We start from the raw sequence: 11,737 nt of genomic DNA on the forward strand, positions 1-11,737 counted from the left end.
CGCGAGCATCATGTGCGCGAGGCGCGGATGCGCGCCCAGCGCGGCCATGCGCTCGCCGTGCGGGGCGAGCGCGCCTTGTGGCGTGAGCGCGCCCAGCGCGGCGAGCAGCTCGCGCGCTTGCGCGAACGCGGCCGCGGGCGGCGGGTCCAGCCAGCGCAGCTCGGCGGGATCGCTCACGCCCCATACCGCCAAATCCAGCGCGAGCGGGGCGAGGTCCGCCTCGCGGATTTCCGGCGTCGACGCCGGGGCGAGGTAACGGTGCTCCTCCTCGGTCCATAATCGGTAGCAAGCGCCCGGCGCCAGCCGCCCCGCCCGCCCGCGCCGCTGGTCGGCGGACGGGAGCGATACCGGTATCGTCGTCAGATGCGTCATGCCGGTGCGCGGAGAAAACCGCGGCACACGCATCAGACCGCTGTCGACGACGATGCGTACGCCTTCGACCGTCAAGCTGGACTCCGCTACGGAGGTGGAGAGCACGACCTTGCGGCGGCCCGGCGCGCTGGGCGCGAGCGCCCGATCCTGCGCCTCCTGCGGCAGGCTGCCGTGCAGCGGAGCCACGTCGATCGGACGATTCGCGAGCGCCGTCCGCAGTCGCGCCTCCGTACGGCGGATCTCCGCGTTGCCGGGCAGAAACGCGAGCACGTCCCCTTCGCGCTGCTCCTCCAGCGCCCGCAGCACCTGCGCGGCTGCCGCCGCGTCGATCGGACCTTCCGACTTTTTCGCCGCATAGAAGGTTTCCACCGGGTACATCCGCCCTTCGCAGGTGACGACGGGCGCGCCCTCCAGCAGCGCCGACACCGGCTCGGCCGCCAGTGTCGCGGACATGACGAGCAGGCGTAGATCTTCGCGGAACAGCTGGCGGGATTGCAGACACAGCGCCAAGCCGAGATCGGCATTCAAGCTCCGCTCATGAAACTCGTCGAAGATGATCAGCCCCGCCTCCTCGAGCGAAGGATCGGACTGCAGCATGCGCGTCAGCACGCCTTCCGTCACGACCTCGATCCGCGTCCGCGGCCCGACGCGCGTATCCATCCGGACGCGATAGCCGACCGTCTCCCCGACCGATTCGCCCCGCTCGGCCGCCATGAAGCGGGCCGCGTTGCGGGCGGCGAGCCTGCGCGGCTCCAGCATGATGATTTTTTGGCCGGCCAGCCAGGGCTCGTCCAGCAGCGCCAGCGGCACCCGCGTCGTCTTGCCGGCGCCCGGCTCGGCGATGAGCACGGCCTGCCCCCGTCCCGACAGCGCCTCCCTCAGCGCGGGGATCGACCGCTCGATCGGCAGCTCCCGATGTATTGCCATTCTTCCCATCCTCCAATTGCCGTTCCTTCGCACCATTCTTCTTTCCCAAGCTTACCATGTTCCCTCCGAAATTGCTTCACTGCGCCTCGGTTAGCGATCCGATCGTCGTTCGCTGGATGCTGCTGCACTGGATGGCCTGGCCACGCTCTCCGTCTCTTCCCCCCAAGAATGTGGTGTGGTTTTTCCGAATACCTCCCCGCCACACAGCCCCTCCAGACGAGCGTTAAACGGTTTTTCCGAACAACTCCCCGCCACATGGCCCCTCCCGACGAGCGTTATGCGGTTTTTCCGAATACCTCCCCGCCACACAGCCCCTCCAGACGAGCGTTAAACGGTTTTTCCGAACAACTCCCCGCCACATGGCCCCTCCCGACGAGCGTTATGCGGTTTTTCCGAATAACTCCCCCCACACTGCCCCTCCCAACGAACGTTATGCGGTTTTTCCGAATAACTCCCCGCCACACAGCCCCTCCCAACGAGCGTTAAACGGTTTTTCCGAACAACTCCCCGCCACACAGCCCTTCCCGACGAGCGTTATGCGGGTTTTCCGAATAACTCCCCGCCACACAGCCCTTCCCGACGAGCGTTATGCGGCTTTTCCGAGTAACTTCCTGCCACACAGCCTCTCCCGACGACCGTTATGCGGATTTTCCGAGTAACTCCCCGTAACACAGCCCCTCCCGACGAGCGTTATGCGGTTTTTCCGAGTAACTCCCCACCACGCAGCCCCTCCCGACGAGCGTTATGCGGTTTTTCCGAGTAACTCCCCGTAACACAGCCCCTCCCAACGAGCGTTATGCGGTTTTTCCGAGCAACTCCCTGCCACTCGGCCCCTCCCGACGAGCGTTATGCGGTTTTTCCGAGTAACTCCCCGTAACACTGCCCCTCCCAACGAGCGTTATGCGGTTTTTCCGAACAACTCCCGCCACACGGCCCCTCCCGACGAGCGTTATGCGGCTTTTCCGAACAACTCCCCGCCACATAGCCCCCGAAGCCGCCTCTTCCAAAACCCGGCTTGGGATTTTCCTCCTTCCCGTTTACAATAGTTTCAAAGGAAAGGAGGCGCGCAACATGAGAACGTTGGTCAGTTTGTTCGGCTTTACGCCGAAGCAGGAGGAGCGGATTCGCGAGGCGGCGCCGGGGTGGAACGTCGTGTTCGGCAAGCCTCGCGAGCTCGATGAGGCCATCTTCCGGGAGGCGGAGGTGGTGTGCGGCTGGTGGCCGGCGGTCGCCGACGAAGGGTTGAAGCCGGAGGCCAAGCTGCGCTGGGTGCAGACGGGATCGGCCGGCGTCGACAATCTGCCGCTCGCCAGGCTGGCCAGCCGGGAGGTCATCCTGACATCCGCCAGCGGCGTCCATCCGATCCCGATGACGGAGACGGTGTTCGCGATGCTGCTCGCCTTTACCCGCCGGCTGCACGAGGCGATCCGGCACCAGCGCGAAGGGCGGTGGGCGCCGGCCGGGCGGTACGGCGAGCTGCACGGTCTCACGATCGGCATCGTCGGCGCGGGCGAGATCGGCGCCGAGACGGCGCGCATCGCGCAGGCGTTCGGCATGCATACGCTAGGCATCCGGCGCAGCGCCCGCCCCGCTCCGCACTTCGACCGCATGTACGGGATGGAGGAGCTGGACGAGGTGCTCGGGCAAAGCGACGTTGTCGTGAACATTTTGCCGCATACCGAGGAGACGGTGCGGCTCTTCGACGCCAGGAGATTTTCCCGGATGAAGCCGACCGGCCTCTTTATCAATATCGGGCGAGGCACGGCCGTCGATACGGACGCGCTGACGGAAGCGCTGCGCGCGGGAACGATCGCGGGCGCCGGTCTCGACGTGTTCGATCCGGAGCCGCTGCCGGAAGGCCACCCGCTCTGGTCGATGGACAACGTGATCATCACGCCGCACATCGGAGGCGCCACGGAAGCGTACAAAGCGCGCATGGCCGACCTGTTCATCGCCAACCTGTCCGCGTATGTCGCAGACGGACGGCCCGCCCGCAACCTCATCGACTACAGCCGCAGTTACTAGGCGTCCGGCTCCCATTCCCCAAGCCCTATGCCCTATTCCACACGCCAAACAGCCCGACGCGCGGACATCCGCGGTCGGGCTGTTGTTCATCTGCCTATCCGATTTAGCGCACGGTCGCGGGTACGAGGCCGCGCTGCTCCAGCACCGCCATCCCTTCGAACAGGAAAACGCCGCTTAGCTGCGCGCTGAGCGTCACTTTCCCCGCCGGGGCGGCCCGCCAATCCGTCCCGATCAGGCGGCTGCGTCTTTCGCCGTCAGCACCGCCGATCGCCGCCCACAACGTCTCCGCGTTGCGAAGCAGCCAGTCGGCCTGCGCGGCAGCGGCCGACTCGCCGGAGGTGCCGGCTTCCGCCACGAGCTCGGTCAGGTAACGGACGAGAATACCCTTGAACAGCCCGCCGTCTCCCTCTCCTTCGTCCGGCAGCACGCCATCCGCCCACTCGGCCGCGGCGGCCTCCGCGGTACGGAACGCGTCGTCCAGATAGACCCGGTCTCCCGTCGCCCGGTACAGTTCCACCGCCGCCCCGACGAACACCCCCTGGCAGTAGGTGAAGCGCCAGTCCTTGTCGATCGCTCCGTCTCCCTGCCGGTTCATCCCGTCCCAGACAAAGCCGGAGGCGGGATCGACCAGATGCGCCTTCAGCCAGTCATAGATGCGGCGAGCCCAGTCGAGATCCTCCTCCCGCCCGAAACTGCGATAGAGCCGAGCCGCGAGAATCGCGGCGGGGCCGTTGGCCGGGGTGTTTTTGTACCCGAGCTGTTCCTTGTGCCAGGCGATGCCGCCGCCCATCGTCTCGTTCCAGCCGGTCCGGATATCGTCCCACAGCGCCAGCGCCGTCTCTTGGTACCGCGCCTCTCCCGTCGCGCCATAAGCGCGAAGCCAAGCGATCCCCATCCATTCCATATCGTCGTACAGCAGATTGGGGAACGCGCCGCCGTTTTTCGTCCGGACACCCTCGTGCAGCTCGGCTAGCCGCTCCGCGTACGGGGTGTCGCCCGAGCGAATCAGGCCGTCCACCAGCCCGTCCGCGGCGTGAGCCATCCACCAGTAATGAAAAATCGTATTGCACGCCCCGTCCGGGCAAGGCGTCTCGATGTCGTACATCCGGATCGACGGATTCCAAAATTCCCGTTCCAGCGCTTGCTGGGCCTGTTCGGCCCGCTCTTTCCACAACATGGCGCTCACGCTCCTCGTCTATCTCTTTTTATCTGTCTCTAGCGCCGGTTGATTCTGGCAAGCCAAGCGTTCGCGCCTGCCCCTTCCTTACTTCAGCCGACCGTCCCGCTCCAGCCTGGTCATGACTTCGAGCAGCGTCACGCCGCTGATGTCGGCGCCCAGCTGCACGACCGTTTCCGGCGGCTGCGCCCAGGAGGGCCCGAACAGCGCCTTGCTTCCCGCTTCGGCCGCCGGGTCGCCGGCCTTGCGCGCGGTCGCACTCGCGGTCGCGTCTCCCGACTCGCCACCCTCCGGAGCCGGTGCCCGTCCGTCCGCCCACAGGCTCTCGGCGTTCGCGGACAGCAGCTTCGCCCAACTGGCCGAATCGCCGTCCTCGGCGATCAGCTCGCCCAAATAGCGGACGAACACGCCCTTGAACAACGCCCCGTCGCCGTCCCCTTCGGATGGCAGCAAGCCTTCCGGCCCGCCGGCCAGCGTCTCCGCCGCCACACTGGCCGTACGCCTCGCGGCTTCCAGGTACGAAGCCTCCTTCGTCGCCCGGTACAGCTCCACCGAAGCCCCGATATAGACGCCCTGGTTGTACGAGAACTGCCAGGCCTTGTCGATCTCCCCGTCGCCGGTCCGGTTGATGCCGTCCCAGACGAAGCCGGTTTCCGGATCGACGAGCGTCTTCGTTTCCCATTCATAGATGCGCTTGGCCCAGTCGAGATCTTCGGCGTTGCCGAACCGTTCGTACAGGCGGGCGGCCAGAATCGCGGAAGGCGCGTTGGCCGGCGTGTTCTTGTAGTCCGTCTGCTCCTTGCGCCAGGCGATGCCGCCGCCCATCTCGTCGTTCCAGCCGCCGCGGATGTCGGCCCACAGCGTCAGCGCCGCCTCCTTGTACCGCTCCTCGCCCGTCGCGTCGAACGCGCGAAGCCAAGCGAGCCCCATCCAGGCCATGTCGTCGTAGTAGTCGTTCGGCCAAACGCCGGCGTTGCGCGCGAGCAGCCCGTCGTACAGGTCGGCAAGCCGCTCGCCATATCGGGCATCGCCCGTACGCTGATAGCCGTCCGTCAGCGCATCCGCCGCGTGTGCCATCCACCAATAATTGAACGGATCCGTACAGAGCTGCAGCATACACGGCGACGCATTGCTGTACAGCCCGCGCTTGCCGTCCCAGAACGACGACTCGAGCGCAGCCTGCGCCGCGTCGGCCCGATCCGCCCAGACCGCCGCGCTGCCGGATCCCGTCGCAGGCTTGGCGGCCTCACGCAGCGTCCCCGAGCGCCAGGCCCACACGGCTGCGGCGAGCAGCACGACGGCGACGGCGGCGACCGCCCACCCTTTTCTCCGCGCGAACCTCATCCGTTACCCCTTCGTTCCGCTGAACGCGATGCCCTGGACGAAATACTTTTGCAGCTGGAGGAACAGCACGAGAATCGGAAGGATGGCAATCAGCGCCCCCGCCATCATCGGTCCGAAGTCGGTCTGGTGATTGTAGGAGAACGCCTGCAATCCCATCTGGATCGTCGCCTTGTTCGGATCGTTCAGGATGATCATCGGCCAGAGGAAGCTGTTCCACCCCGCCTGGAAGGTAAAGATGCCGAGTGTGGCGAGCGCAGGCTTGGTCAGCGGCCAGTAGATGTTCCAGAAGATGCGGAATTCGCCCGAGCCCTCGATGCGTGCCATCTCCATCATGTCGGACGGCAGCGTCAGGAAAAACTGCCGCATGAAAAAGACGGCGAACGAGCCGGATGCGCCCGGCAGGATGATTCCCCAGAACGAGTTCAAAAACCCGTTGCCCCCGGCGCCGTACCAATCGTTGCCCCCGACGAACGGGAAGTGCTTGAGCACGTAGAAGCTCGGAATCATCGTCACGATGCCGGGGATCATCATCGCGGCGAGAAGCACGCGGAACAGCGGCTTGTTCAGCTTGAACTGCAGCTTTGCGAACGCGAACCCGCTGAGCGAGCCGAAAAACAGGTTCGCCAACACCCCGGCAACCGCCAGTACGAGCGAGTTCCAGAAGTACAAGCCGAACGGCACGGTCGTAAACGCGGCGCGGTAATGTTCCCAGGTGAGCCGCGATGGCAGCCAGCGGATCGGCATGGAGAAGATCTCGTCGCTTGGCTTGAGCGAGGTGAGCAGACTCCAGAAGAACGGTAGAAACATAAAGACCGAAATGGCGATGCTTACGATATAAAAGATAATCCGCCAGAACGTCTGCGAAGCCGACAGGGAGACGGCGGGCTTTCGCCCGGCGGAAACGGCCCCCGCGGTCGTCGATTTGGCACTCATATCCGCACCCTCCTCACACGATCGACTCTTCGGATTTGTTAATGCGCATGTTGATGAGCGAGAAGATCAGGATCGCGAGCGCGAGAATGAACGCCTGCGCCGACGCGTAGCCCATCTGCAACTGGTTGAAGCCCTGCTGGTAGATCAGGTAGACGGGCGTCTTGGTGACGTTGCCCGGACCGCCTTGCGTCAGGACAAACGCCTGATCGAACAGCTGCAGCGCGCCGATGATCGACATCGTGCTGACGAGGAACGTCGTCGGCCGAAGCTGCGGCCACGTGATGTAGCGGAACCGCTGCAGGGCGTTCGCGCCGTCCAGCTTGGCGGACTCATAGAGGTAATCCGGAACGCCCTGCAGACCGGCCAGATAGATGATCATGTTCGAGCCGATCGACTGCCAGAGCGTGACGAGAATGATCGACAGCATGGCCGTCTCCGTCTGGGCGAGCCAGGCCGGACCGGTAATGCCGATATAGCCGAGCAGCGTGTTCACGAGGCCGTACTCCGGATGGAGCAGCCATACCCACACCGTCGCCGCCGCGACCGCCGACGTCAGCGTCGGCAAGTAGTTCATCGTGCGGAACAGCCGAACGCCGAAGCGCTTGAAGTTCAGCAGCATCGCGACGCCGAGCGAGAGCAGGATGTTAAGCGGGACGAAAATCACCGTATAGTACGCGACGTTCTTGAACGTCGTCCAGTAAAGGTCGTCGTGGAACAGTCGCTTGTAATTGTCGAAGTTCACCCAGTCGCGGTTTTTCACGACGTCATAATTCGTAAAGCTGAAGTAGAAGGCCATGACGACCGGAATAATGGTGAAAATCACGAACAGCAGAATGGTCGGCGTGATGAAAACGTACGCCGTCCGGGCCTGGTGCCGGTTCAGCTTGCTGATGGAAGCCAAGGGTCGCTCCTCCTCTCGGGTCGGACGATGCTAGTAATGCGGCTCCTTCCGCCAATAGGCGGATGAGCCAATGGCGAGAACGGCGATCCGGTACGGGAGCGGAGTGCTCCCGGCCGAACCGCGGAAAAGGGAGGTTTCCCTCCCCCTTCGTCATTCTGCGACCGCGTTGTCCTGCAGCAGCTTGTCGCCTTGCTGCTGGGCTTTCTTCAGCGTATCCTCGGCGCTCTGCTTGCCCTGCTGGAACAGCTGCACGTTCGGGATGAGCGCGTCGCCCTCCAAGACGGAGTAGCCGGGATGCCCCGGGCGGATCTTGGCGATCTCGAGCGTGTCGAGGAACGGCTGCCAGAACGGATCGTCCTTAAAGAACGCGTCGTCGAGCGCCGGCTTGAAGCCCGGGATGTTCAGGCTCGTTTTGGCCCACAGCAGCGCGTTGTCCTTGTTCGCCGTCCACCACTTGATGAATTCCCAAGCCTCATCCTGGTGCTTGGAGCCTTCGGGGATGACGAGGCCGAACCCGCCCATGACGCTGCCTTTGTCGCCGTTCGGTCCGGCAGGCGGCGGAACGACGCCGAAATCGAGGTCCTTGCCGTATTTCTTGTACGTCGTCAGCATCCACGGGCCGTTGTAGGTCATCGCGAGCTTGCCGGTCGCGAAAGCGTCGGTCGATTCGCCGAGGCCCTGCTCAAAGCCGATCTTGTACACTTTATCCTGGTTCAGCAGACGGCCCCAGAAGTCGAGCACGGCTTTGCCCTTCTCGTTGTTGAAGTTCGTCTTGCCGTCGTCGGTCAGCATCGTGCCGCCCGCCTGCTGCAGATACATGTTGAACAGTCCGGCGTCGCCCAGCGAGAAGCCCGCGACCTGAAGCTTGTTGCCGTCCCACTTGGTCGTCTTGATCGCGGCTTCCTCCAGCTCCTGCCAGTTCGTCGGCGGATTGGCCACGCCTGCGTCGGCGAGCAGCTTTTTATTGTAGAAAAGGGCGCGCGCGTCGACGGTGAGGGGCAGACCGTACAGCTGGTCCTTGTAAGACAGCTCCTTGATCGCTTCGCCGTAGAAGTCGTCCTTGCTGATGCTGTCTTTGGCGAGCAGCTCGTCGATCGGATGCAGCACGTTCTTCGGCGCGTACAGCGGCGTGCGCCAGCGGTCCCAAAGCAGCACGTCGGGAGAACCCCCGGACGTCGCCGCGGTCAGGAACTTCGTGATGAGGTCCTGCTGCGCGACGTATTTCACCTTGATGCGGTCCTGGGATTTGTTGAAGGCGTCGATCATCGTCTCGAATTGCTTTTGGCCTTCGCCGCTCCAGTCGCCCCAGAAGATCAGTTCGGTGGCTTTGCCGGCCGGTTTGTCGGCGGGTGCGGTCGATGCGCCGGCGGAGGAGGATGCGGATGAGGACGGGCTTGCATTGTCGTTGGCGGACGAGCCGCAACCTGCGAGTACTGCGGTAGAGATGCCGGCGATCGCCGCGAGCGAGATCCATTTTTTCATGCGTGAAGCCTCCCTTTTTTGTCTTCTGACCTGCTATTTCGAACGGGGTCGAGCCCCGTCAGAAACCTTGAGGAGCCGGAACTTCCCGGCCTGCGGTGCGGACCCGGACGCCGCAATAGTCCATGAGCAGCTCGCAAAACATCATGTTGGCCCAGGAAAACCACGGTCGCGTAAAGCTGGCCGGATCGTCCGCGGAGAAACCTTCGTGCATCATCCCCGCATCGGCGTCGGTGTCCGCCATGAGGAGGAGCAAGCGCAGCTTCTCTTCCCGCTCCGCGGCGGTCAGACCCTGCATCGCGAGCGCGATATGCCAGATGTAGCCTTCCGGCGTATGCGGGCTGCCGACGCCGCTGGCCGCCTTGCCTTCGTAATAATAGGGATTGGACCGGCTGAGCACGAAACGCCGCGTATGGACGTAAAGCGGATCGCTCGCCGGGATATAGCCGAGATAAGGGATGGCGAGCAAGCTGGGCACGTTGGCGTCGTCCATGAGTTGATGATGCCCGAAGCCGTCCGTCTCGTAAGCGAATATCCGCCCGTGCTCCGGATGCTCGACGATCGCGTGCTTGCGGATGCCTTCGTCGATCTCCGCCAGCAGCGCCTCGCTATCCGCCGCCAACGCCGCATCACCCAGCACCTCCCTCGCCATCTCCGCCAGCTGCCGCAGCGCCACGACGGCGAACATGTTGGACGGCACGAGGTAGCCGTAAGTGCAGGCATCGTCGCTCGGCCGGAAGCCCGACCACGTCATTCCGGTATAGCCGACCTCGGCGCCCCGGCCATCCCGCGGCAGCGTGTCGGTCGGCGGACAGTCGCTGCGCTCGAAGGCATACGTCGACGACGTCTCGTGATGCTGCTCCGTTCGCCAGGTGGCCAGCACCCGCCGGGCGGCGGCTGCGAACGCGTCGTCCAGATGCGAGGTCCGTCCGGTATTCCGCCAGAGCAGGTACGCCAGCTGCAGCGGATAGCACAGCGAATCGATTTCGTACTTGCGCTCCCACAGCCAAGGTGTCATCTCGGTCCGGTCGGCTTGGTGGCCTCGGCCCGTCGGACCTTCGTTGAAGGCGTTTGCATAAGGGTCCTGCAGGATGCAGGCGATCTGCCGGCGCACGAGCCCTTCAATCATGTCGGCGAGCTCGGGGTCCTCGGCCGCGAGCACGAGGAACGGACGGACCTGGGCGGCGGAGTCTCTCAGCCACATGGCGGGGATGTCTCCGGTGATGACGAAGGTCGTGCCGTCCTCCTTGCGCTGTACCGTCGTCTGCAGCGTGTTCAGCAGCGCGTTGCGGAAAATGCGTGCCAGCTTCGGGTAATCTTGCGTCGCTTCGGCGACGCGGTCCACCAATGCCGCGAGGGCGTTTTTCGTTGTAGGCGACAGTTCCATCTGCCGGCCTCCTCTCTAGTTGCGGTTAAGCCGTTTTGTCGTTCGGGCCGGGTTCGCCGGCGGGCAGAGCCGCCGCCATCTCGAGCAGCATCAGCCCGCTGAGCTGGGCGCAGAGCTGAACCTCGGTCTCGACGGGCGCCGTCCAGGATCGGCTGATGAGCCCCTGCTCGCTGCGCCCGGTCTCCCACAGGGCGTCCGCGTTGCGCAGCAGCAGCTCGCGGATGTTGCTGCGCTCCGGACGGAGCTTCAGCAGCTCGTGCAGGTAACGGACGAAGATGCCTTTGAACAAGCCGCAGTCGTCCTTCCCCTCGTCGGGGAGCAAGCCGGTATCCGGCAGCGTAAACCGCGCGATCGCGGCGTCGGCCGTGCGGACGGCGTCCTCCAGGTAACCCGAATCCCCGATAATGCGGTACAGCTCCAGTCCGGCGCCGATATAGACGCCTTGGCAGTACGTGTAGTGCCAATCGTAGTCGATCTTGCCGTCGCCCTGGCGGTTCATCCCGTCCCAGACGAAGCCGGTCTCGGGATCGACCAGGTTCGCGCGGTTCCACTCGTAAATCCGCAGCGCCCATTGCAGATCCTCGGGCCGCTCGAACCGCTGGTACAGGCGGGCGGCCAAGATGGCGGCCGGGGCGTTGGCGGGCGTGTTTTTGTAATCGAGCTGATCCTTCTTCCAGGCCATCCCGCCGCCCATGTGATCGTTCCATGCGGTTTGGATGCTAGCCCAGAGGATGTCCGCCTCGGTGCGGTACCGCTCCCGCTTGGTCGCGTCGTACACGCGGAGCAGGGCCAGCGCCATCCATTCCATATCGTCGTAGTAGTTGTGCAGCAGCGTGCCGCCGTTCAACCGGCGCACGCCCTCGATGACGCGGTCGACCCGGTCCAGATAAGCGGCGTTCCGCGTGCGCTCGTAGCCGTCCGCGAGCGCGTCGATGACGTGCGCGTGCCACCAGTAGACGAAGTGGTCGTTACAGGTTGGCTCGTAGGGCGCGAGCTGGTTCATGATGCCGAGCCGCTCGTTCCAAAAGCTGTAGATCAGTTCCTCCTGCGCCGTCTCCGCGCGGACTTGCCGCTGGCCCACCGTCGTCGGCCGTACCGGGAGCTTCGTGAAGTTCATGGCCGGTCTGCCTCCCTTGTCGCATATGAAACGCTTACAAAATCAAATATAATGGCATGCAAATAATATGTCAAC

At 64.2% G+C, this 11,737-nt stretch carries 9 protein-coding genes; 1 reads left to right on the forward strand and 8 read right to left on the reverse strand.

Annotation, left to right across the window (positions count from 1 at the left end; all coding sequences use genetic code 11):
• On the reverse strand, positions 1-1,299 hold a 1,299-nt coding region (gene hrpB / locus LKX83_RS27640), incomplete at its 3' end, for an ATP-dependent helicase HrpB (protein WP_227886070.1).
• A gap of 1,071 nt (positions 1,300-2,370) precedes the next feature.
• Here hrpB and LKX83_RS27645 point away from each other — a divergent pair.
• Positions 2,371-3,324, forward strand: coding sequence for a D-2-hydroxyacid dehydrogenase (locus LKX83_RS27645; RefSeq protein ID WP_227886071.1), 954 nt, complete (start codon positions 2,371-2,373; stop codon positions 3,322-3,324).
• Positions 3,325-3,427: 103 nt separating this feature from the next.
• Here the strand turns inward: LKX83_RS27645 and LKX83_RS27650 are convergent, their stop codons facing one another.
• From LKX83_RS27650 to LKX83_RS27680, 7 genes are all read right to left on the reverse strand, one after another.
• Entirely contained in the window at positions 3,428-4,501 is a 1,074-nt protein-coding gene (locus LKX83_RS27650; protein WP_227886072.1) for a glycoside hydrolase family 76 protein, read from the reverse strand.
• Positions 4,502-4,588: 87 nt separating this feature from the next.
• A complete protein-coding gene (locus LKX83_RS27655) occupies positions 4,589-5,845 on the reverse strand; it encodes a glycoside hydrolase family 76 protein (protein WP_227886073.1) in 1,257 nt (418 codons plus the stop codon).
• Between the two features lie 3 nt (positions 5,846-5,848).
• The gene (locus tag LKX83_RS27660; RefSeq protein WP_227886074.1) at positions 5,849-6,778 is read right to left on the reverse strand and encodes a carbohydrate ABC transporter permease; all 930 of its coding nucleotides are present in this window, start codon (positions 6,776-6,778) and stop codon (positions 5,849-5,851) included.
• Positions 6,779-6,791: 13 nt separating this feature from the next.
• The gene (locus LKX83_RS27665) at positions 6,792-7,679 is read right to left on the reverse strand and encodes a carbohydrate ABC transporter permease (protein WP_227886075.1); all 888 of its coding nucleotides are present in this window, start codon (positions 7,677-7,679) and stop codon (positions 6,792-6,794) included.
• A gap of 150 nt (positions 7,680-7,829) precedes the next feature.
• Positions 7,830-9,161, reverse strand: a complete 1,332-nt coding sequence (locus LKX83_RS27670) for an ABC transporter substrate-binding protein (RefSeq protein ID WP_227886076.1) — start codon at positions 9,159-9,161, stop codon at positions 7,830-7,832.
• 58 nt (positions 9,162-9,219) lie between these two features.
• Positions 9,220-10,545 (reverse strand): glycoside hydrolase family 125 protein, encoded by a 1,326-nt coding sequence (locus LKX83_RS27675; protein WP_227886077.1) that lies wholly within the window; start codon positions 10,543-10,545, stop codon positions 9,220-9,222.
• A 25-nt stretch (positions 10,546-10,570) separates the two neighbouring features.
• Positions 10,571-11,662 (reverse strand): glycoside hydrolase family 76 protein, encoded by a 1,092-nt coding sequence (locus LKX83_RS27680; protein WP_227886078.1) that lies wholly within the window; start codon positions 11,660-11,662, stop codon positions 10,571-10,573.
• Positions 11,663-11,737: the final 75 nt, after the last annotated feature.

The organism is Cohnella baijiui, assembly GCF_020731285.1.
Classification (GTDB): Bacteria; Bacillota; Bacilli; order Paenibacillales; family Paenibacillaceae; genus Cohnella.